Genomic DNA, 23939 nt, shown 5'->3' with positions numbered 1-23939 from the left:
CGTCTCCAGTAGGCCGATCCGAACATCGAGGAGGCGCGCCTCAGGGGACAGTCAGAATGTGAATTGGGTGCCGAACTGAATCCGGCGATTGTTCGAGGTGTCCCGGAACAAATTGACGGCGGTCGCTTGTCCGAAGAGCGGGGAAGCGAGATTGCCGACGAAGCCGCCGGGATTCAGGTGATTGAACACGTTGTCCATATCGACATTGAAGCTCAGTCCGTAGCGCGGCTGAGGTGAAGTGCTTTGCGCAGAGGTCTGAGCTTCCGCGGGAAAGCGGAAGGTCTTGGAGAGGCGCACCGAGAGGTTCCACATCGGAGCGCCGGTCAGGTAGTTGCGCGGGACGATCGTCTGTCCCGGCATCGGGTTCGTATCGAACGAGCCGTATTTCGTGATGACGACGCTTGGCCGCGTCAGGTCGGTGGCGAAGGCCGGCCGGTCGTTCGCGACGGTGTCGCCGTTCAGATCGGAGCCGATGGTGAGGTTGTAGGGTTGTCCGGAATAGGCGACCAGAAGCGGGCTCAACTGCACGCCGGCGGCTGCGGTAAACGTGCCCATGAGGGTGAAGTTATTGGTGTTGCACCAGCCTGCGCGGCCCCAGTCCTGGTTGAGGTTGTACGGATTCGAGGGGATTGCGGAACTCCACTGTCCGCTGTCAGTGTAGGCATCCGTGTTGAACCCGTGCATGAAGGTGTATTGGGTTGTCAGCGAAATCTTCTCATTGAACTTGCTGTTCAGCTGCAGGGTGATCCACTTCACCTTCTGAATTCCACCGGACTCGAATTGAAAGATGTTTCCTGCCGCGTCACCGTACGGCCGCACGCCGCCAAACGCGAGCGGCGCGTTGATATCGACTGTCTGCAGAATGTGCGTCGTGCGCTGATCGCGGTAGGTGACGGAGATGCTGGTGTTGCGCGGAAGCTGACGGTCCACCGAGATCGCGCTCAGCATCCAGGGAGCGCCTTTGAGTTTTGGATCCAGCCGGTAGGTTGTGGAAGCCTGTCCTGACCCCAAAGAACCGATCGGCGGCACGATGGGATAAAAATCGGGATTCAGGACCACGTATTGATTCTGGGTGGTGCCGTTGAAGCGCAGCGCCTGCTGGACAACGGGCGGACTGACGGTGTCGAAAAACGCGCCCCAACCGGCGCGGATCACCGTCTTGGGCGAAGTACTGCTGCCCGAGTGTGGGGACCAGGCGATCGCTGCGCGCGGGCCAAGGTCTTTCCAATCGTGGATATGGTTCTGCCGGCGATACCGAGCGCCGAGGCTGACAGTCAGATTCGGCCGGACGCGCCAGTCATCCAGCCCGTACAACGCCAAGTCCACGAAGTTGAAGTTCACTGCCGGATTTCCGCCAGCAATCGAAAACTGCGACGCGCCGCCGCCGAGCTTGCGAATCGTGTCCGGGGAATAGCCCAGTTTTTCGAACAGCAATGTCCGCCTGTACTGTTCGAGTGATGTGATCTGAGCTGTTTCGTTCGCGATGGGCTGGTTGGTTGCGTCGAGAACGGGCGCGTCCGTGACGCCGAAAAAGGAGAACGTACCGCCGAAATTCGATGGAGCGATATCCGAGGTCGGATTGTTGTGAAATCGCCCGCCGAACTTCAAGGAGTGCATGCCATGAATCCAGGTCGTGTCGCTTTGAATTTCGAGAAAACCGGTGGTATGCGAAGCCTGTCCGACCTGCGCGCTGCCGCCGTTAAAAGCGCTCGAAACAATCAAAGATGGTGAGGAGATGCCGCCGTTCTGGAAGGCTCCGGTCGCTGTGTATCCGAGCCTGGTTGTCGTGACGGCGCTGCTGTTCAGGGTTGCGGTCTCCGTCAGATGCAACTCCTTCAAAGTGTTCCTATTCGAATAGCCTCGCGATTGCAGGCTGTATTGTCCGATACCGTTGTTGTCTCTGTGGCTGCGGAGGTAGCGGTAGCTGCCGGTCAAGGTGTTGGACGGAGAGAGCTGATCATCCAGGCGTCCGGTGCCTGAAATATCGTCGCGCGGAACCACCACTGTGGTCTGGACCGGTAGGGCCGCGAATGTCGACGGGTCGAGCGTGACGGCGTTGATCAGCGCCGTGTTATCGATGGTGTTGTGATAGAAGTCGAAGGTATACGAAGCGCGTTTCTTGAACGAACTTCCTAAATTGGCGGTCAGGATGCGGTTCACGTAGCCGGCTTTATTGGTCGCATACGGATTGCGTGAGTTGAAAGCGGCGTCGCTGTCGGTCAGGCCGACGGCGCCGTGAAGCGTGTCTCCGCCGGGCTTCGTCACGATCTCGATCCGGCCGAAACCCATCCAGTCGTATGCAGCGGAGAACGGGTCCTGATTGATCTTGATTTCTTTGATAGCGCTTTTGGGAGGGATCTGGCCGTTGCTGAAATTGTCGACCATGATCTGTGCCTGACCGCCGGCGCCTCCCGCGAGGGCTTGAAGGATATTGAGCAAGTCGTCCGGGTTATCGGGAAGCGCGTCAAGATCGGTTGGCTTCATGACAACGGTTCCCGCGCTTTTGTCCGGTTCGACGCCGATCTCCGCTCCGGCTTCTTCTGTTACAGTGACAGCCTGGGTCAGCACTCTCGGCCTGAGCTGGATTGCGTTTTCCGACGTTGTGCCGGCCTCAATATGCAGGCGTTTTTCAAACGATTCAAGATCCGGGAAACTGACCCGCAAGGTATAGTCGCCGGCGGCGAGACCCTGGAATGAATAGCTGCCGTCTGCCGCCGTTTGCACGGTTTTCTGCACCTCCGGGCCGGAGAGTGAAACCGCCGCTCCCGGAATCAACGCGCCCGACGCGTCGGTGAGAACACCGTGAATTGCCGCCGGCAGCTGGGCAAGGAGAGCCAGGGCGGCAAAAATGAAGCCAAATGCCGTATTCATATCGGTATTACTAAGGAACGATTGTCTTCATCTGAAACGGCGTGCTCTTCACGATACCGAGCACGATCGACGACCAGCGGTAATCGTTGGCGCCGGCCTCGCGGACAATCGCGCGAACCGAAGGCATTTCGTAGTCGTATACACGCCAGGTCCGCCCCTCACGCCCGAGCGCATAACCCAGCATCTTCTGAGCGATGCTGGCGTAATAGGCGTCGCGATACTTCAGGAGGCCGGCGCGCAGTTCGGCGGGGCCGTTGAACCGCGTGCCGTCGACGAACGTGCCGGAGGCGTCGATCGGCGCTCCGCCGTCGGTGTTCCGCCACTGTCCGACAAGGTTGAAATTCTCCAGTGCCAGGCCGAGCGGCTCAAAGCTCAGGTGACAGGAAAGGCAAGCGGGATTGGTGTGATGTTCCTGCATCAGGACGCGCATCGGACGGTTGTTGCCGGACTTGATGGGAGGAACATTCGGTGGCGGATCGGGAGGATTCACGCCCAGGAACATGCCGAGGATCAGCTTCCCGCGTTCCACCGGGGAAGTGCGGTCGCCGGCGGAACTAACGGTGAGGAAGCTTCCTTGTCCGAGAATTCCCGCGCGAGCGTTGTCGGGAAAAACATAGCGTCGGAAGTCGTTGCCGGAAATTCCGGAGATTCCATAGTGGCGGGCCAGCCGCTCGTTGATGAACGAGTAATTGGCGGTCCAAAGGTCGAGCGCATTGTGATCCTCCTGGAGCTGATTGACGAGGAACAGATGAGTCTCCGTTCCCATCGCCTGGCGCAGCCCGGGGTCGGCGCTCTGGACTTTATCCAGTGAATCCGAAAGCATCCAGCGCTCGAAGAACCCGGTCACCAGTCCATTGGCTCTGGAGTCCCGCAGCATTCGCCGTACCTGCTGCTCCAGAACCGCGGGATTCCGCAGGCTGCCTCTCTGCGCGGCATCCGACAACACCGTATCGGGAGTTTCATTCCAGATGAATTTCGCCATGCGGGCCGCGAGCTCGGCATCCGATACACGATCCGCGGTATTCAAGGAGGAATTCACGGGATAAGCCTGGTCGAGGGCGAGTTCCGTTGTGGACACGGCTGCCTGGTACGCTGCTTCGTCCGGCCTGCGCATGCCAAGTGGAGGATCCCGGCGGGCGCGCAGACGGCGCAGTATTCTTTCCCAGACAGCCGTGTTTTCGCTGATATTCGTTGTGTCGAGATTGTCGAGTGCCAGTCCCGCCGTTTTGTGGCTCTGGCTGTGGCACGATACACAATAGGTTTCAAAAAGCGGATCGAACACCGCCGACACGTCCGTGCGGCCGGCGCGAGCCGGAGCGGTTCGGGGAGACGAGCGCTTCAACGCCGCCAGCCGGGACTGCGCCAGCGCGACCTGTTCGCGTTGCTCGGGATAAGTACGCATGACTTCCGCGTAGAGTTCCATGGCAGCCGGCTGCCCGAGCTTTTCATACGAGCCTGCCGCGCGGATCAAAGCGCGCGCGGCAAGGGTGCGATCGTTGCCGGCTTCTTTTGCCGCCTGTTGATACAAGCTGATCGCTTCCGGCAGATTGCCTGCCGCTTGTTCCTGAACCAGCGCGCGCTGGTACAACTCGAGCGCAACCTGTGAACCCGCGGCTCCGGCCGTCCCTACAACGCTCATCAATAAAACCACCAGCAAAACCACCAGCGCCTGCCCTTTCATCGGAACCTCCTTCTATTTATGGCTGCGCGCTATCGCGCTTGCATTCGCGCCGCTCATGCCTCGAAACGATGAGAACGGACAATAACGCCTGGAGGCTTCGCGAGTCGTCATCGGGAAGTCCGCCGTCTGCACATTTTTTGTAAGGTGATTGTCATGAAATTGCACTGTGAAGGAACTTGTATCCGACGCCGTGGACGGTTCGAATGTGTGCCGGCCGCGCCGGATCCTTTTCCAGTTTGGCGCGCAGGCCGGCGATATGGTTGTCGACGGTCCGGCTGACGGGATATGCCTCGTAGCCCCAGACTTCGTTGAGGAGTTGCTCGCGAGTCACGACCTCACCTGCCCGGGCGGCGAGGATTCGCAACGTGGCAAATTCCTTCCGCGTCATCTCGACGAGTTTCCCCGCACGGATGGCCACGTAGCGCCGGAAGTCCACTTCAACATCGCCGAATTGCAGTTCATTGGGAAGATCGACGGCAGCCTGAATCCGCCGCAGGAGAGCCCGGACGCGGGCCATGAGCTCACGCAGGGAGAACGGTTTCGTGACGTAATCATCGGCGCCCAGGTCGAGACCGATCACCCGGTCGGACTCTTCGCTCCTTGCCGTCAGCATCAGTATCGGGGTCTGAACACCTTCGCCGCGGAGTTTCCGGCACAATTCCAGGCCGCTCATGCGCGGCAGCATGAGATCCAGGATGATGAGGTCGGGCCTTTCGCTTTTTTGAAGGTTGTATCCGGTCTCTCCGTTGACTGCGGTGACGACCTCATAACCCTCGTGCGCCAGATTGTCGGCCAGGCCGCGCAGGATTGCCGCGTCATCTTCGACAACAAGAACTTTATTCATGCGTTCGCCTCCGGCTGTTCCAGCGGCAGACATATATAAAAGGTGCTTCCGTGTCCGACTTCGCTCGACACCTCGATACGGCCGCCATGGGCCTTCACGATATGGGTGGCTAAAGTGAGTCCCAGTCCCGTGCCGGGAACGCCTTCGGCGTGCGCTGAACGAACGCGGTAAAACTTCTCGAATATCCGGTTCTGGTCTTCCCCGGCGATACCGATACCCCGGTCGACAACCTTGATGATCGCATCGGTCTTGGAGTGGTCGAGGTGCAACTCGATTTCCCGGGCATCGCCGGAGTATTTCAGTGCATTCGCGAGCAGGTTCAGGATCGCCTGTTCCAGGGCGTCCGCATCGGCTCGAACAGCAGGGAATTGCTCTTCGATCGAAACCGTCAGCGCGAAGCCCTGTTGCGTCAATGGGTATTGCATGGTTTTCGCGGCAGCGCGAACGATTTCCGGAAGGGATACCGGCTGCATCCGGTAAATTTTCTTGCCGCGTTCGATTCTGGAAAAATCGAGTACGTTGTCGACGAGACGGGAAAGGCGTTCGCTTTCATTGACGACCGTCTGGAGATATTCGGATCGGGTCCGTTCGTCCGTGGCTCTTCCCATCGCGAGGGTCTCGGCGAACATACGAATCGCAGTCAGCGGCGTTTTCAACTCATGGGAAACGCTCGCGACAAAGTGCGATCGCATTTCCGCCACTTCGATTTCCCGGCTGACGTCCCGCAGCAGAAGGTAGCCGGCGAACAGCGTCACGCTGAGAATCAGGACAATTCCGGCGGCATACAAAAATGGCGGCACGGTTGTAGCGGGAGCGAAGCGCCCGGCGGGCCATTCGACATCGAGATCGACGAAGCCGTCTCCCAAGGGCAGAGAAGTCGCGGATTTTGCGGCCGTGAAGGTCACCCCGGGAGGCGAAACTTTCTTTGAGGAAATGGCGAGAACCACCGGAGGCGCGAAAGACGCCGTCGACATCACGGTGATCAGCCAGGGTTCGTCCCCATAAGCCAGCCACACCGATTGTCCCGGGTTGGCGTGAAACGGGAAGTCGATTCGACCCAGCCGGCTCAGGTCGTTCGCGAGCGCCAGGATCTGTTCAACGTCATGGATCTCGGAGGTCAGCCTGTCGCCCGCCTGTTTCGCCTCCGCGCTGGCCGCATCCCGCAGCAACGATTGCATCAGGTAGGCTTGAACCGGCGGCAGCCATCGCAGCGATCGGACCCGCTTGATGATGTATTCGCGGGCAGGGTTGGAGTCCAGATCGAGCGAGATCAGTCGTTCCGCAGCATAGAGAGCAAAAGTCATGCCGTCGGCATCCTCCACGGATGCACATTTTTCCAACATCGAGCGGTATATCGCGGCCGCTTCCGGCTTTCTTTCTCCTTTGATCAATACTCTTGCCGCGGAAAGGCTCGAAGCGCATTGGCCGGAAGGGTTGGACGACGCCGCCTGCGCTTGAGTGTAGGCCTGAAAGGCGCCGGAAAAGTCGTTTCCAAGAAATTCCCGGGCTTCGGCTTCTTTCTGTTTTTGCAGAAACTCTTCCGGCTCGGCAGCAGGCGGAGCCGTGCTCTCCCACGGCAGAATCAGCCGGTTTTGAACCAGCGGAGCGACAAACAAGACCGGAAAGTCGCCCGCCGGCACTTCCCGAGAGGCGGATTCTCCGGACAGCCGGGTCAGTTCCTGCAGTTTGATCGTTTCCAGCCGGGCCGCCAGCTCCCGCCGGAGTTCGTCCAGGGCGTCCCGGCGCTGATCGGCGCTTCTCTTTTCGGCAAGTTCGGCATCCTGCCGCGCCAGACGCATGGCGAGGGTAATTAATACGGCGGTCGGAATGAGGATGGCAGCCAGGAAAAGGAGAATCTGCCGCTTACGCCTTGGATCGCCGGGGCTCACCGCAGCATTCTAGATCGCGAGGGAAGGTGAGTTGTCATGAAAGTGTCATGGATACAGCGAGAAGGACGTTCAGGCATCCGGAGCTGTCTGCTTTTAAAGTTGTAGTGTTCGTTCCCGGCACGCATCGTCTCATTGGCGAACACGTTGCGGGCGGGACTGGAGGTCCAATCCATTGATAATGCACAACGATTCGGAACGGACTTTCGAATGCCACCGGGAGCAATCGGTGAGGCAAGATCTAATGATCCGAATTGCACGGACATTAGACCGAAACGGCTTCTTCGTCCGTCGTTATGGAAACCAGTAGGTTGGAACATTCCGCCCCTGGTTTCCGTATCGGATCTTTTAGTGATCAAAAAGGATGCTTCCGGTGTCTAACGTCCGAACGCCGGCTGCGTCTATTCGCCGTCGGGGAAGAAAAAGCAAGAACTGTTAATTTTCGGGTGTCTCGTCCGTAATAAAACATGGGGCTATGTCCGCAGTCGACGTGCTATAAAGGTAGCACTTTGACGGCCGGCGCCGAATTCTGTCAACGGAAGTCACGGCTGGGGTGTCTATAACGCAGGGGAAACTATGCGAGCGGGGTTCCTGATCGTTCTGGCGATCATTGTTGTTGCGATTCCTATCTTTAGTCAGGCGACCGCCGGTGCGAAGCCGTCATTTGAAGTTGCGACAGTTAAGCCGAGCGATCCCGGCCAGCGCGGAAGCATGATCGGGATGCAGCCGGGCGGTCGGCTGGTCATCAGCCACGTTCCCCTCCGCGCCATGCTGACGTTTGCTTACAGTATCCGTGACTTTCAGGTGGCGGGTGGCCCGAGTTGGATGACAAGCGACTTCTGGGATGTCGAAGCGCGGGCCGAGGAAGGCAGCATCCCGCAGCCGGCCGGACCGCCGGACCCAGGCAAGCCGAGTCCGATGGCAATCCGTCTTCAATCGCTTCTGGAAGATCGGTTCCAACTCAAGACTCACACTGAAACTCGGGACCTCCCGATCTATGAGCTTACGATCGCGAAAAGCGGCCTGAAGATGAGGCTTTCCGACGATCAGACGCCGTACAAGCCGCCCGAACGCGGCGCACCCCCTCCTTCACCATTACAAGCGGGCGGTCAGATGCCCCGCTACAGTTTGCGTACGGGAAGAGGGAATCTCGAAGCTGTCGCGATGAACGAGACCAACATCGTCCAGACGCTCTCATCGCTGGTTGGCCGGATCGTTGTGGATAAGACCGGATTGAAGGGGCTGTACGACGCGAAACTGCAGTGGACTCCGGACCCGGCTCCGGGCGGCGGCAGCGCGGGAGCGGCCGGGCCCGGTCCCGGAGGTCCTGCGGGACCGGAACCTGGGCCTGCGATTGACCCCAACGGACCATCGATCTTCACGGCTTTACAAGAACAACTGGGACTAAAATTGGATTCCACAAAGGGGCCGGTGGACGTCATCGTCGTCGATAACGTCCAGAAGCCTTCGGAGAATTAGATTGCGCCACTTTATTGCGTGCCTTTTGTGTTTCGTCTTGTCCATATCATCCGTAATTCCTGTATTTGCGGAAGCGCACGGCCAGCTCATGTTCGGAGGAGTACCGGTACCGGGCGCGACGGTCACCGTCACCCAGGGAGACAAGACCCTGGTTACGGTCACGGATCCGATGGGTGCCTATTCATTTCCCGATCTGAAGGAAGGGCCCTGGCCTGTTGAGATTGAAATGCTGGGATTTGCCAAGCTCAAAGGCGATACCGCCACGACAGCGTGGGAACTGAAGATGCTTTCGATGGCAGAGATCAAGGCAGATGTCGTCCATAATGAACCCGCGCCGACTGCGGCTGCGGCCGCTCCGGCCGCCGGAAATGCCAAGGGTGCGGCCAAGGGCGCGCCGGCGACTCCACGCGCTCAGCAGACGGGCTTTGCGCAGACTCAAGTCAATCAGAACGCCAACGCCCAGCAACCGGCCAATCCTCCGGCGCAACAGACGTCGAGCACGTTCGCCAATGCGAGCCAGGACGAATTGAATTCACGGGCCGCCGACGCTTCGCTGATCAATGGAACCGTCAACAATGGAGCGGCCTCGCCGTTCGCCCAGCTTGGAGCTTTCGGCAACAACCGCCGCGGTTTGCGTCCTTTATATAATGGCGGAATCGGATTGGTGAATTTTGATACCTCAGCGCTCGATGCGCGGTCGTATTCACTGGCTGGCGCCAATACCACGAGACCGTCCTACTCGAAGGGCCAGTTGACATTCAACTTCGGCGGTCCGCTGAAGCTCCCCGGAATCATCAAGAACAACAACGGACCGAATTTCTTCTTCGGTTACAGCCGCACTCAGAACCGGACTGCCTCTGTAGCCACAGGACGCATGCCGACGGACTTGGAACGGATGGGAGATTTCTCGGAGACCGTATTGCCCACGGGGTTGCCGGCGCAGGTCATCGATCCGGTGACGGGGCAACCGTTCGGCGGCGATATGATCCCTGGACAACGGATCAGCCCGCAGGCGCAATCCCTGCTGGCCTACTTTCCCAAGCCGAATTTCACCGGGAATCCTCAATACAATTATCAGATTCCCATTGTCGGGGTGGTGCACACGGACGCCGTCCAGACTCAAATGAATAAGTCGATCAACCAGAGAAATCAGGTCAACGGGAATTTCGCCTTCCAAAGCTCACGCACCGGCAATCCGAACCTTTTCAGTTTTCTGGACTCGGGCCGATCGAAGGGCATCAATGCCGCAATCAATTGGACGTTCCGGCCGACGCAGCGGTTTTCCTCGCAATTCGGCTTTCGATTCGGCCGGCAATCCATAACGACAACGCCGTTTTTTGCGAACAAACTCAATGTTTCGGGTCTTGCCGGCATCACCGGAAATAATCAGGATCCCGTAAACTGGGGCCCGACGGCATTGAATTTCACCAACGGCACCGGCGTCTCCGGATTGTCGGACGCGCAGTATTCGGCCGTTCGAAACCAGACAACCACTGTTTCATACGGCAGTTTCTGGAACCATGGCCGCCACAATATCCAGTTCGGTGGAGACATGCGCAGGGCGCAGTTCAATACCATTTCTCAACAGGATCCGCGCGGGACATTTACCTTTACGGGCGCGATTGCGGGAGTGGATTTCGCAGACTTTCTGCTCGGAGTTCCGGGCACCAGTGAAATCGCCTTCGGTAATGCCGACAAATATTTCAGGCAGACGGTCACCGATCTGTTCTTCCAGGATGACTGGCGCATCAACGGCGCTCTGACATTGATGCTGGGTGCACGCTGGGAATATGAAACACCGATCAGCGAGAAATATAACCGTCTGGTGAACCTCAGTATCGGTCCGAATTTCACGACGATTGCTCCCGCGATCGGCAACGACCTGATCAATAAGGACCCGATGGACATTCTGCCCCGGTTTGCTTTCGCCTGGCGGCCGATCGCCGCTTCATCGGTGATCGTGCGCGGATCATATGGTATCTACCGCAACACGGGTGTTTATCAATCGATCGCGAACCAGATGGCTCAACAGGCGCCGCTTTCCAAGAGCTTAAGCGTGCCCAATTCGGCCGCAAACCCGTTGACGCTTGCGAACGGTTTCAATGCCACGCAGGGGATATCTCAGACCACATTCGCTGTCGATCCGAATTTCAAAATCGGTTATGCAGACAACTGGACGCTGTCGGTACAGCGCGATCTTCCGTTTGCGCTGCAGATGACGGCAAACTACCTCGGCACGAAAGGAACGCGCCTGCCGCAGGAGTTTCTACCGAACACATTCCCGACGGGCGCTATCAGCCCGACGGGATATATATTCCTGACATCGAACGGTAATTCGACGCGGCACGCCGGGCAGATTCAGGTACGCCGCCGGCTCCGGAGCGGGTTCACATCGACTCTGCAGTACACCTACGCCAAGGCCATCGATGACGCACCGTTGATGGGAGGCGCGCAGGTGGCTACCGTGACCTCGGCTGGTACCAATGTGGCTCAGAACTGGCTCCATCTGGATGCTGAACGCGCTTTGTCGTCTTTCGACCAGCGCCATCAGCTCTCCGTTCAGGGACAATACAGCACGGGATCCGGAGTTCGCGGCGGTGCCCTGCTCAGCGGTTGGAAGGGTGCTGTGCTCAAATCATGGACTTTCGCCTCTGCGTTGACTGTCGGAAGCGGAACGCCTGAAACGCCCACCTATTTTTCAAACGTGGCGGGCACCGGAGTTACCGGTAATCTGCGGCCCAATGTGACGGGCGCCTCTATTACCGCTGCTCCAGAGGGAAAGTCTTTGAATCCTGCGGCTTTCAGCGTTCCCGCCGCCGGTCAGTTTGGCAACGCCGCCAGAAATTCGATTACAGGCCCCACACAGTTCAGCCTGAACAGCACCCTGGGACGGACGTTCCCGTGGGGTGACCGCTATAACATCGACTTGACGATAAATGCAGCCAATGTGATGAATCACGTGGCATTTACGAGTTGGAATACGAACATCAGTGCTCCACAGTTCGGATTACCGGCCAGCGCGAATCAGATGCGCATCCTGCAGACAACAGTGCGAGTGAGGTTCTAACATGAGACGAGAACGGGAACGGAACACGAGAAGCACAAGAGACACAAGAATGGCCGCAAGAATCAAAGGTATCCTCGTTTTATGCCTTTTGGGTTTCCTTTGCGCCGTTCCAAGATCGAATGCCCAGCAGGTTATCGCGCCACAGAAAGCGGATCAGCCCTTCACGCTCAGCGTGGATTCGCAACTGGTGGTCGAAAATGTGATCGTGAAGGATAAAGATGGTAAAGACATCGAGGGACTTACCGCCAAGGACTTCACGGTTACCGAAGACAACGTACCGCAAACCATAGGCCTTTTTCAGTTCCAGCGGATGGAAGACGCGCCGGCTCCCGGCCAGAAGGCTGCCGGCGCGGCAACTGCCGCAATAACAACGCCGGTTGAAATCGTGCGTCCTCCGGTGGCCACTCAGATCACACCGCCGCCCAACGGCGACAAGCGGTATGACGGCCGCCGGTTGATGGTTCTGTTCTTCGACATGCAGAACGTTTCCCCGCCGGATCAATTGCGCGCCTTCACGGCGGCAGACAAGTTCATCCGAACCCAGATGAAGAAGCCGGATCTGGTGGCGATCATGGCATTTACGAACGGCGCCGTGAAGGTGCTGCAGGACTTCACCAACGATCAGGAAGCTCTTTTCACCGTTCTCGGAAAGCTGATTTATCCCGATGACAGCGACAATTTGACGGCGGATTCGACCTCGGCGTTCGGTCAGGACATGGGTGAGTTCAACATATTCAATACCGACCGGCAGCTCGCCGCGCTTCAGACCGCCGTGAATATGCTGAAAAACCTGAATGAAGAAAAATCGTTCGTCTACTTCGCGAGCGGCTTGAATCTGAACGGAACCGACAACCAGGCGCAACTGCGCGCGACGATCAATGCTGCGATCCGCTCGAACGTCAAGTTCTTTCCTGTCGATGCCCGCGGCCTCGTCGCCCTGATGCCGCTGGGCGATGCGACAACGCCGTCTCGGAGCGGTAACGGCGCATTCACCGGTCAAACAGCGATGGCCGCGATATCGAGGTTCCAGGTCTCGCAGGACAGCCTTTACGCCCTGGCCAAGGATACCGGCGGCGAAGCGTTGCTCGATAACAATGATTTGTCGGTCGGAATCGTTAAAGCCGAACAGGCGATCACGAGCTATTACATTATCGGTTACTACTCGAGTAACACGAACCTCGACGGCAAGTTCAGGCGCGTCAAAGTCTCGCTCAAAGAAACCCAAACCGCGAAACTGGACTACCGGCAGGGATACTACGCCGGAAAGACATTCAATAAGTACACGACGGCCGACAAGGAGCGCCAACTGGAAGACGCCTTGATGCTCGGCGACCCGATCACAGACATCACCATCGCCATGGAAGTGAACTTCTTCCAGCTGAACCGCGCCGAATACTTCGTTCCCATCGACGTCAAGATCCCCGGAAGCGAACTCGTGCTGGCAAAGAGCGGAGGGGCGACTGAGAAAACCCTGATCGACTTTATCGGGGAAGTGAAAGACGATTACGGCACCACGATTCAGAACCTGCGCGACAAAGTCGATACCAAAGTCAGCGGTGAGACGGCGAGCGACCTGGGCAAGCGTCCGATCGAATATCACACCGGATTCACTCTCCTGCCCGGCAAGTACCAGATCAAATTCCTGGCGCGGGACGCGGAAACCGGGCGGATCGGAACCTACCAGGCGTCGTTCACCGTTCCCAATCTGATGAAGGAAGAGAAGCGCATTCCAATCAGTTCGGTTGTTCTGAGCAGCCAGCGCGTTGATATGAAGGATGCTCTTTATAATGCCGCGAAGGACAAAAACGCGGCTGCGGCAGCCATCGCTGTAGATCCTATGATTGTCGAAGGCCAGAGGCTGATTCCGAGCGTGACGCGGGTGTTCAGCAAGAACCGCGATATGTATGTCTATCTGCAGGCCTACGAACGCACTGCGACGACGACCGAGCCGCTGGTGGCATTCGTGACGTTCTATCGCGGCCAGACCAAAGCGTTCGAAACGACGCCTCTACAGGTCGTTGACGGGCTCGATCCGAAGTCGAAGGCGCTGCCGCTGAAATTCAGCCTGTCGCTTTCGAAGCTGCCCGTGGGTGAGTACAACTGCCAGGTCACGGTCCTGGATCCGATGGGACAGAAGGTCGCCTTCTGGCAGGCACCTGTCATGCTGGTGAATTAGGGAGCAGGAACACAAGAAGCACTCGAATACGAGCGTACGGAAGTAAACGCAAAAAGCACAAGAAATCTTATTCTTGTGCCTTTTGTGCTTCTTGTGTTCCTGCCTTCTTTTCCAAGGCCTCGATCCGCTTCAAAAGTTCCGGCAGACGCTTAAACACCGCCGAGCTCTTCAGCCAGAGCTTGTTATCAATCGCGGGATACCCGGAAACAATCTTATCCGCTTCAATCGAGTTCGGAATACCGGTCTGCGCCGTCGCCACCACGCGGTCGCCGATTTCGAGGTGACCCGCAACGCCGACCTGGCCTGTAAGGATCACGCTGCGGCCGATCTTCGAGCTTCCCGCCAGCCCAACCTGGGCGCAGAGCAGCGTATCCTCGCCCACATCCGAGGCATGGCCCACCTGCACGAGATTATCGACTTTGGCTCCGCGGCGAATCCGTGTTTCGCCGATCGTTGCGCGGTCGATGGTGGCATTTGCGCCGACCTCCACGTCGTCTTCAATCACCACGACGCCTGATTGGACGATTTTGTAGTAGCTGCCGTCGTCTTTTTTGGCGTAACCGAAGCCGTCCGTCCCGACCTTCACTCCGTCCTGCAGGATGACATTGTTCCCGATCCTGCAGAACTCGCGGACGGAAACGTGCGCATAGGCTTTGAAATTGTCTCCGATCCGGGCTCCGCGTGAGATATGGACGAAGGGATACAAGGTGCAGTTCTTTCCGATCTGCACGCCGTCTTCGATAACCACATAGGGTGCGATCGAGGCACCCTCTCCAATCTGCGCCGAGCCGGCGATCCGGGCGCCGGCGTCGACAATCCGGTCAGGTTGCGGGGCTTGATAAAAGAGCTCAACGGCCCGCGCAAATGTCAGATACGGGTTGGAGCTCCGCAGCGTGGCCTTGTCGATTTCCGGGAAATCCGGCGACACGATGACGGCGGTGGCCTTCGTCGTCCGAGCCTTGGCCGCGTATTTCGGATTGGAGACGAAAGTCACATCTCCGGTCCCGGCCTCGTCGATTCCGATAACTCTGCTGATTTCGAGCGCGCCATCGCCTTTCAGAATGCAATTCAGCCGCGCTGCCATGTCGGATAGCTTCACGTTTTCCCGCCTTTCGGGATGCTAGTATACCGGCTAAGTAATGAGCGAACACCGGCACCTCCTGAAGTCTGCTTCACTCATCAGCGCCTTCACCATCATCAGCCGGATATTCGGATACATCCGTGACTCCCGGATCGCGTTCCTGCTGGGTGCGGGAACGGCGGCGGACGCCTACACCACCGCTTACAGAATCCCGAATCTGCTGCGCCGCCTCGTCGGAGAAGGTGCGGTCAGCGCGGCATTCATTCCGGTATTCACACGCTACATCGCGGAAAATAAGGAGGAGGACGGCTGGGAGTTCGCGAATACGATGCTAACCGTCATCACGATCTGTCTCACTGTGATCACCATTGCGGGGATTCTTCTTTCGCCGCTGGTGGTCCGGCTTTTCGCTCAGGGTTTCTCCGACACGCCGGGAAAGCTGGAACTCACCGCGGCGCTCAACCGCATCATGTTCCCGTACATTTTTCTGATCAGTCTATCGGCCTTATCGATGGGAATTCTGAACAGCTTTCATCGCTTCGGCGCGCCGGCCTTTGCACCGATCATTTTGAATCTGACGATGATCGTCTTTTCCTTTCTTGGCGGGCTTTTCGGCGACGTGACCCGGACGTTGGCGGTGGGTGTCGTCGTCGGTGGCGCTCTTCAACTGACGATTCAGATTCCGGTACTTTTGAAAACGGGGTGGCGAATCCGCTTCAGGTTGGATTTCCATCACCCCGGCGTCCGGCAAGTTGTCCGATTGATGGTGCCGGTCATCTTTGGAGCAGGCATCGTTCAGGTGAATGTTCTGGTCGGCACGCAATTCGCGTCATACCTCGCGGAAGGGAGCGTGACGGCGCTTTACATCGCCGACCGCGTCATGGAGTTCGTACTGGGCGCCTACGCCGTCGCGGTTTCAACAGTTATTCTGCCGTTGCTGTCGCGTCAGGCGGCGCTCCGTCAGATGGATGAGCTCAAAAACACAGTCAACTTTGCGACCCGGCTCATCCTCTTTATTACCTTTCCGGCAACGGTGGGCCTGATTCTGCTGCGCCGGGAGATTATCGAAGTCCTGTTTCAACATGGGGATTTCACCGCGGCCTCGACCGCGCTCACGGCCTGGGCGCTGCCGTTTTTCGCACTGGGTCTTTCGGCATTTTCCATGGTTAAAGTGATCGTGCCGGCCTTTTATGCGTTACAGGACACGCGCACGCCGGTGAAGGTCGCTTTCGCCGCGCTGCTGCTTAACATCGGCTTGAACTTCCTGTTTATCCGCCCGCTGCAGAACGGCGGCCCTGCACTGGCAACGTCGCTGTCGGCGTTCTTCAGTTCGACTGCGCTCCTGGTGATTTTCTACAGGCGGTACGGCTCTTTCGGCGTATGGGGCATTGTCCAATCGGTTTCGAAGTTTGCGGTGGCCTCGGCGGCTCTGGCGACCGTAGCATATGGAATCATTCATTGGCCTGGTTTGTATGCCGGAGCGATGAGCCGGAAAGTCTTCGCGCTGGGTATTACGATCGCGGCGGGTGCAGGAACCTATTTTGCGACGGCCACCCTGCTGAAAACCCGCGAGCTGATGGAGTTTCGGATCGTGACGCAGGCGCGGCCGAAGGCCGGTGTTGAATTGACATGAGCAACCTGGATTGGGTCCAGCGGTTTTTGCAATACCTGCGGATTGAGAAAGGTTTGTCCGACAATACCCTCGCGTCCTACGAGCACGACCTTGCCATGTACCTCGAACATCTCGGCGGTATTTCCATCATCGAGGTGCAGCAGGCGGAAGTTTCCGGCTTCCTGAAGTTTCTCTATTTGCGCAAACTCAAGCCACGCTCGGCGGCGAGGGCATTTGCGGCAGTCCGCGGTTTGCACCGTTTCCTGATCCTGGAGCGTGCGCGGGAGGACAATCCCACTGCCAATATCGACCAGCCTCGATGGTGGAAGCCGCTGCCGAACGTTCTGGTTCTCGAAGAAGTCGACCGCTTGCTGGCGGCGCCGGACACAGGTACGCCGAAGGGCGTACGCGACCGGGCGCTACTCGAAGTTCTGTATGCGACGGGATTGCGGGTGTCGGAACTTATCGGGCTCCGGCTCGACGGCATCGATCTCGAGGTCGGTTTCGTCCGCTGCATGGGCAAGGGAAGTAAGGAACGGATCGTCCCGCTGGGCGAATCCGCAGCGGCGGCGGTGGGGGACTATCTTCGGGTCCGGCGAGTCCGGAAGCCGACGAATTATCTGTTCTTGAATCATCACGGCCAGAAACTGTCACGGATGGGATTCTGGAAGATTCTGAGAGCATGCGGCTTGCGGGCGGGCATCAAGAAAAGGTTAACACCTCACGTGCTAAGGCATTCCTTTGCAACACATCTGCTTGAACGTGGGGCGGATCTGCGCGCGGTTCAGGAGATGCTCGGTCATGCTCAGATTTCAACCACGGAAATTTATACCCATGTGATGCGGGAGCGGCTGAAGGAGATCTACAAAAGTTATCATCCGCGGGCATAAAGTTGGGGTATGATTTGCGGCTGCGAAGGCCCCGCACAGGGGCAGTAAGAGAGTAGAGGAGGAAGGGCAGTGATTAAAGGCCGGCACTTATTTACGTCGGAATCCGTGACCGAAGGCCATCCGGACAAGGTTGCCGATCAGATTTCCGATTCCATTCTGGACTACGTCATGTCCCAGGACCCGATGGGCCGTGTCGCCTGCGAAACGCTGGTGACGACAGGACTGGCTCTGGTGGCTGGGGAGATCACGACCAAGTCCGTGATCGACTACGCTTCCATTGTTCGAAAGACCGTCGAAAGTATCGGTTATACCAATGCCGAGTACGGTTTTGACTTTAAAACGTGCGCCGTGATGTGCTCGGTCGATACCCAATCGCCGGATATTGCGATGGGTGTGGACACGGGCGGCGCCGGAGATCAGGGGTTGATGTTTGGTTACGCAACGAACGAAAGCCCGGAGCTCATGCCGCTGCCGATTCTGCTGGCGCACAAACTGACGAAGCGTCTGGCGGATGCGCGGCGGGCCAACGTGCCGAACTTCCTGCGGCCGGACGGCAAATCGCAGGTTTCCGTGGAATATGACGGGGACAAACCGATTCGAATCGACACGGTCGTGATCTCGACGCAACATTCACCCGAAGCCTCGAACGCCCAGATCCGGGAAGAGATCCTCGAACACATCATCAAACCGACACTGCCCACAGCTCTGTTGGATGCCAAAACGAAATATCACATCAATCCGACCGGACGGTTTGTCGTCGGCGGACCCCAGGGCGACTGCGGTTTGACCGGACGAAAAATCATCGTCGACAGCTACGGCGGCATGGGCCGGCATGGCGGCGGCGCATTCTCGGGTAAGGATCCGACGAAGGTGGACCGCTCTGCCTGTTATATGGCCCGATACATCGCCAAGAACGTCGTGGCGGCCGGTCTCGCCGATCGCGCGGAGATCCAGCTGGCATACGCTATCGGCGTAGCGGATCCGGTATCGGTCAGCGTGGATACCTTCGACACCGGCAAAATCGATCAGGATAAGATTGCGGAGCTGATCCGCGAAAACTTCCAGCTCACGCCGCGCGGCATCATCGAGTCTTTGGATCTGCGCAAGCCGATCTATCGCAAGACCGCCAGCTACGGCCACTTCGGCCGGAATGAACCCGAGTTCAGCTGGGAAAAGACGGACAAGGCTGCCAAGCTCAAGTCACAGGCCGGCCTATAAAGGCAAAAAAAGGCAAAAAGGGAGAATGGTGAACCTATCACCACTCTCCCTTTTTTGCTTTAGGCCCTCGATAACAAACCTCGAATAAGTCAGGAACGACGCCCCAAGCCGCGCTGGCGAGCTCAAGCGATATCGCCTCGCACCGAATGTTTATGCGGGGCCTGAATTCAAAAAGTCCTAGACAGTCTATAGGCCTGCGTGGTACTAGACGTTCTATGGCTTCCCGTAAAACGCAAAAGGCCGCCCTCCTGCAAGGCACGCTCGACATGCTGATTCTCCAGACGCTCCAGCGGGGTCCCGAGCACGGACACGGCGTCGGGCAGGCGATCCGGACCCGATCCGGAGAACTGCTCACCATTGAAGCCGGCTCTTTGTATCCGGCGCTTCACCGGCTCGAACGGCAAGGGCTGCTGGCCTCGGAGTGGAAGACATCCGGGAACAATCAACGGGCCAAGTACTACCGGCTGACGGCTGCGGGGCGGAAGTATCTGTCGCAGGAGGAATCGAAGTGGGACCTCCTGGTAAAGGCTGTTTCTCTGGTGCGCACGCCGGGCTAAAGGAGGCAGGCAGTGGACTGGCAACGTTTACGTCTGAAATGGTTGGATCTCTTCGGCCGCCGGCAGTTGCACGCAGATCTGGATGAGGAAATTCGGTCGCATCTCGCGATGGAGACCCAACGGCGGATCGCGGCCGGCGAATCACCGGAAGCGGCACGCACGAATGCGCTGAGGGAACTCGGGAGCGTAGATCTGGTGGCGGAGAATACCCGCGATGTCTGGGCCGGGAACGCCGTCGAATCGCTGCTCCAGGATGTGCGCTTTGGTCTGCGGATGTTGAGCCGGAATCCCGGCTTCACCATCGTTGCCGTCATCATCCTTGCGCTCGGCATCGGCGCGAATGCCGCCATTTTCAGCGGGATCAATGGTCTGTTACTGCAAAAGGTTCCGGTGAATAAACCGGACGAGCTGGTGCGATTCCGGTGGATCGGAAAGAATGACGCGCTGACGAGCCGCGGCGAGTACGGTTATGCCAAAGACGGCGAAGAGGATGCCGGCACCACCTTCCCGTATCCCATGTACCAGCAGTTCCAAGCGAATAATCAAACGTTAGTGGACGTGATCGCATTCTCCCCGATGGGCAGCGTGAACGTCGTTGCCGATGGACAGGGAGAAATTGCTTCCGCCTTTATTGTGTCCGGAAATTACTTTCGCGTTCTTGGCGTAAAGGCAGTGGCGGGCAGGACACTGACCGCAGACGACGACCGGCCGGATGCCCAGGCTGCCGCAGTGATCAGCGCTGGATACTGGAAACGCCGTTTCGGCGGAGATCCGAAGATCGTCGGTAAGATCGTCACGGCCGCCAATGTTCCGGTGACCATCGTCGGTGTCATCGCGCCGGACTTTACGGGTATCCAATATGCCGTCAATCACGCGCCGGATGTTTCGTTCCCTCTGGCGATGACCGCCCAGGTGAGTCCCGCCATTCCGGGCCGCCCGTTCCTGAGCCAGGGTACGAACTGGTGGCTCCAGATTGTCGGAAGATTGAAGCCGGGAACAACCGCGCAACAAGTTCAGGCGAATCTCGAAACGGTTTTCGAGAATACGACGCATGCGCATTTGAATGCCTACATCGAGTCTCTGACTCCTGAACAACGGGAGACATCCCGAAATCGTAATCGACTCGATGTCCCGCACCTGCGGATCAGTTCCGCGAGCCACGGCACCTATGACGTGTATTCGACTGCGCTTCGCCAGGCCGGCATCCTGTCGGTTGTTGTCGTCCTTGTGCTTCTGATCGTATGCGCCAATGTCGCGAATCTGTTACTGTCCCGGGCCGCCGCACGGCAAAAGGAAATCTCCATCCGATTGTCGATCGGCGCGACCCGGATACGCCTTATTCGCCAGGTGCTGACTGAAAGCGTATTGCTGGCATCGATGGGGGCCGTTCTCGGCATGTTCGCCGCGTACTGGGGCAAACAACTACTACCGGGGCCTGCCGCTGAGGCGCCGCTCGATTGGCGGTTTTTTCTGTTCGTATTTGTGCTCGCGTTTGCTGCCGGCGTGCTGTTTGGAGTGATGCCCGCATTCCGCACCACAGCGGACCGGTCCGGGGCCGCTCTTAAAGAAAACAGCCGCACCATCGTGCGGTCCAATGGACTTCTCAGTAAATCACTCCTGGTTGCTCAGGTGGCGATCTCGTTAATTCTGCTGATTGGCGCGGGCTTGTTTATGCAGACCCTCCGGAACCTTCGCCAGGCCGACGTCGGGTTTAATCCGAACAACATCGTCTTGTTTGAAGTCGATCCGCGGCTGAATCGTTACGATGATGCGAAGATTGCATCGAGGTATCGAGAAATCCTGGAGAGACTGCAGGGGGTTCCCGGCGTACGTGCGGCGACATTCTCCGATATCGCATTGCTTACGGGCGGCCAGATATCAGACGACATTTTCGTGGAAGGCCGCTCGTATCCGGAGGGACCACAGAGTGCGATCCATCACCTGGAGGTGGACGAAAACTTTTTCGATGTTGTCGGAATACCCCTCCTTGCTGGCCGGATGTTTACATCAGGCGATGCGGCTACTGCTCCGAAAGTCGCAATCTTCAATGAGGCGGCGGCGCGCAAATTCTTTCCGAATGAAGGCCCGATCGGCAAGCGCTGCGGCTACTCGCCTGAAACGAAGACGCTGCTGGAGATTGTCGGTGTCGTCCGGGACGCGAAATACGATAATGTCCGCGGCACGTCGCCTCCGACGATCTATGTTCCGGCATGGCAAAACCAACTCGGACCGGCAAGCTTTGAGGTGAGGACGGCTTTGGATCCGTCCGGCTTCGCCCCGGTGATTCGGGACGCGGTCCGAGAGGTCGATCCGAATCTGGCCGTCACGAAAATGTCGACACAAATGGAGGAAATGGACGGCCTCTTTGAACAGGAGAGACTGTTCGCCCGGGCTTACACGCTGTTCGGGACCCTGTCGCTGGTGATTGCATCCATCGGGCTTTTCGGCCTGATGTCGTATAACGTCACTTCACGCGCGAACGAAATCGGCATCCGCATTGCCCTTGGCCAGGAACGATCCTCTGTGGTGTACATGGTCATGCGTGAATCGCTCTCTCTGGTTGCCATCGGCGTGCTGATCGGACTCGCGGCATCGTGGGGCGCGGGCCGCTTCATCTCGTCTCTGCTTTACGGCCTCGGCCCCAACGACAGTCTGACCATCAGCCTTGCCGGCCTTACCATCATTGCCGTTTCCGCCATTGCGGCGTACCTTCCGGCTCGCCGCGCCTCCCGGGTGGATCCGATGGTGGCGCTCCACTACGACTGAAGGCTTTGAAAAACCGGTGGGCAGGCTTGATGTTTGTAGGGGAGGATCGGTGTCGGGTGCAAATACCAGAGGCGGGCGGGAGCTATCTGCGGGTTATACCGCTGTCAGATGGACAACGGTCCACAATGCGTTTTTTGACCGGTCATTCATTCCATGAAGATTAAGCATTTTCAGGACACCGATACCCTGAACTGACTGGAACGTGAGGATTATGGTGGCTGGCCGCCTATTTCGGCGTGAGCTTGAGCAGCTTGCTCGTCCAGGGCGTGTTGGGATTGGGATTGCCGGTGCCGCTATCGGTGAGCACATAAACCGCGCCGTCTGGTCCGACCCGTACGTCGCGGATGCGGGTATTCATATCCGTCAGCAAGGCTTCCTCGTTGGCGACCTTTTCGCCACGGATTTCCAGACGGTCGAGGGTCTGCCCGCTCAAGGCGCCGCTCAACAGGCTATTCTTCCACTGTGGAAACAGGTCTCCCTGGTAGAAAGTGAGTCCTGACGGCGTGAAGGACGGGTCCCAGTAATAGACCGGCTGCTCCATCCCGTCTTTGCGCGTGTAACCGTTGCCGACCCTGATGCCGTTGTCGCCGATGGGATAGGCGGCTCGGGTATACTCGATTCCATAAGTAATCACGGGCCAGCCGTAATTCGCGCCTCTCTTGATGATATTGATTTCGTCGCCGCCTTCCGGACCGATGTCGCTACTCCACAGTTCTCCCGTTTTCGGATCGAACGTCAGTCCTTCGGGGTTGCGCAAGCCGTACGCCCAGATTTCAGGTAGTGCTTCTGGCTCGCCGACAAAGGGATTGCCGGGCGCGGGCGCGCCATCAGCGGTGATGTGAATGATCTTGCCAAGGTCATTGTCCAGCTTTTGTGCCACATCCCATGGCACATCGTCATCGTCGCGGTCTCCGAATGACACGAAGAGTGTCCCATCGCGCGCGATTGCGAGGCGCCCGCCGGTCTTGCCCCCGAGCCTGGTAGACGGGAGGTAGGGCTTGGAATGGAAGATGACCTTGACGTCTGTAAGGGCGAGGTTCGCTTCATCAAGCCGCGCGCTTGCGACATTGGTGTTGCTGTCGGTCTCCGGAGAGCCGCCGGGCGTTACCGGGAGATAATCGAAGGTGGTGAAAAATATCCGGTGATTGGTGCCGAAATCCGGATCGAGGGCAAGGTCGAGAAGACCGAAATCCTTGGCCGTGGTCAACGCCGACAAGCCATTCAGCGGCGCGGAGAGTTTGCCCGCCTTGTCGAGAATGCGCATTTCGCCCGGCAGCCTCAAGACCAGAAGGATATTTCCGTCGGGCAGAAATCCGAGGCTGTAGGGCACGTGCATATTGTCGAGCAGCACTGTCACGTTGAAGGGCGCGGTCCGGTGATAAGGCGCGTGAGTCTGGCCCGGGAGGGCGGGGACCTCGTTAGGATTGTTTGGTCTGCGGCTTTCGATCGGTTGGCCTTCCACCGTATTGTAGGCCGGAGCGCGGCGAGGCGGCGTTTGAGCAGAGAGCGCCGCCGGAATCATCGCCATGCAAGCGGTCAACATCCATAAGCGTTTCATCATCGGGTATGGGCGAGATTACCTGGAAATCCGGTGACTGTCACCGGATTTCCATCAAACCAATTGTCCAGTAGTACGTCTGACTGTTGCTGCGTATTTCATATTCGCGAGGTCGTCGTGAATACGGATATCCCGGCGAAACCGACCTCTGGATCCACCTCGACCACCTCACAATCCGCAACATTGCCTTACTTATCACCTGAGCCGATCAGGTCGCTTTCGTTTCGGTGTCTGGCTCAATCAGTCCGCTGGA

14 protein-coding genes are annotated in these 23939 nt (G+C 58.1%); 8 read left to right on the top strand and 6 right to left on the bottom strand.

The window, feature by feature from the left end; genetic code table 11:
• Positions 1-51: 51 nt before the first annotated feature.
• The 4 genes from VGK48_16455 to VGK48_16440 form a co-directional block, all read right to left on the bottom strand.
• Positions 52-2871 (bottom strand): carboxypeptidase regulatory-like domain-containing protein, encoded by a 2820-nt coding sequence (locus tag VGK48_16455; protein ID HEY2382768.1) that lies wholly within the window; start codon positions 2869-2871, stop codon positions 52-54.
• A 10-nt stretch (positions 2872-2881) separates the two neighbouring features.
• Positions 2882-4552 (bottom strand): DUF1592 domain-containing protein, encoded by a 1671-nt coding sequence (locus tag VGK48_16450; GenBank protein ID HEY2382767.1) that lies wholly within the window; start codon positions 4550-4552, stop codon positions 2882-2884.
• A gap of 151 nt (positions 4553-4703) precedes the next feature.
• Positions 4704-5396: a response regulator transcription factor gene (locus VGK48_16445; GenBank protein ID HEY2382766.1), complete on the bottom strand. Its 693-nt coding sequence runs from the start codon at positions 5394-5396 to the stop codon at positions 4704-4706.
• Positions 5393-7285: a HAMP domain-containing sensor histidine kinase gene (locus tag VGK48_16440; protein HEY2382765.1), complete on the bottom strand. Its 1893-nt coding sequence runs from the start codon at positions 7283-7285 to the stop codon at positions 5393-5395. The genes VGK48_16445 and VGK48_16440 overlap by 4 nt, the downstream gene beginning before the upstream one ends.
• Before the next feature lie 573 nt (positions 7286-7858).
• Here VGK48_16440 and VGK48_16435 point away from each other — a divergent pair.
• The 3 genes from VGK48_16435 (at position 7859) to VGK48_16425 (ending at position 14004) form a co-directional block, all read left to right on the top strand.
• Entirely contained in the window at positions 7859-8761 is a 903-nt protein-coding gene (locus tag VGK48_16435) for a TIGR03435 family protein (protein ID HEY2382764.1), read from the top strand.
• An 88-nt stretch (positions 8762-8849) separates the two neighbouring features.
• Positions 8850-11828 (top strand): carboxypeptidase regulatory-like domain-containing protein, encoded by a 2979-nt coding sequence (locus VGK48_16430; protein ID HEY2382763.1) that lies wholly within the window; start codon positions 8850-8852, stop codon positions 11826-11828.
• A gap of 49 nt (positions 11829-11877) precedes the next feature.
• Positions 11878-14004 (top strand): VWA domain-containing protein, encoded by a 2127-nt coding sequence (locus VGK48_16425; protein HEY2382762.1) that lies wholly within the window; start codon positions 11878-11880, stop codon positions 14002-14004.
• Positions 14005-14071: 67 nt separating this feature from the next.
• Here VGK48_16425 and lpxD read toward each other — a convergent pair whose 3' ends face one another.
• Positions 14072-15103, bottom strand: coding sequence for a UDP-3-O-(3-hydroxymyristoyl)glucosamine N-acyltransferase (lpxD, locus tag VGK48_16420; protein HEY2382761.1), 1032 nt, complete (start codon positions 15101-15103; stop codon positions 14072-14074).
• 40 nt (positions 15104-15143) lie between these two features.
• Between lpxD and murJ the strand changes: the two genes are divergently transcribed.
• From murJ to VGK48_16395, 5 genes are all read left to right on the top strand, one after another.
• Entirely contained in the window at positions 15144-16718 is a 1575-nt protein-coding gene (gene murJ / locus VGK48_16415) for a murein biosynthesis integral membrane protein MurJ (GenBank protein ID HEY2382760.1), read from the top strand.
• Positions 16715-17587, top strand: a complete 873-nt coding sequence (xerD, locus tag VGK48_16410) for a site-specific tyrosine recombinase XerD (protein ID HEY2382759.1) — start codon at positions 16715-16717, stop codon at positions 17585-17587. Before murJ ends, xerD begins: the two co-directional genes overlap by 4 nt.
• 69 nt (positions 17588-17656) lie before the next feature.
• Positions 17657-18805, top strand: coding sequence for a methionine adenosyltransferase (metK, locus tag VGK48_16405; GenBank protein ID HEY2382758.1), 1149 nt, complete (start codon positions 17657-17659; stop codon positions 18803-18805).
• A gap of 215 nt (positions 18806-19020) precedes the next feature.
• Positions 19021-19362 (top strand): PadR family transcriptional regulator, encoded by a 342-nt coding sequence (locus VGK48_16400; protein HEY2382757.1) that lies wholly within the window; start codon positions 19021-19023, stop codon positions 19360-19362.
• Positions 19363-19374: 12 nt separating this feature from the next.
• On the top strand, positions 19375-22128 hold the full coding sequence (locus VGK48_16395; protein HEY2382756.1) for an ABC transporter permease: 2754 nt from the start codon (positions 19375-19377) through the stop codon (positions 22126-22128).
• Between the two features lie 226 nt (positions 22129-22354).
• Here the strand turns inward: VGK48_16395 and VGK48_16390 are convergent, their stop codons facing one another.
• Positions 22355-23689 carry a PQQ-dependent sugar dehydrogenase gene (locus tag VGK48_16390; GenBank protein HEY2382755.1) on the bottom strand — a complete coding sequence of 445 codons (1335 nt, stop codon included), beginning with the start codon at positions 23687-23689 and terminating at the stop codon, positions 22355-22357.
• Positions 23690-23939: the final 250 nt, after the last annotated feature.

Source organism: Terriglobia bacterium, from assembly GCA_036496425.1.
GTDB lineage: Bacteria > Acidobacteriota > Terriglobia > 20CM-2-55-15 > 20CM-2-55-15 > 20CM-2-55-15.
This window is presented reverse-complemented; position numbering and strand designations above follow the sequence as displayed.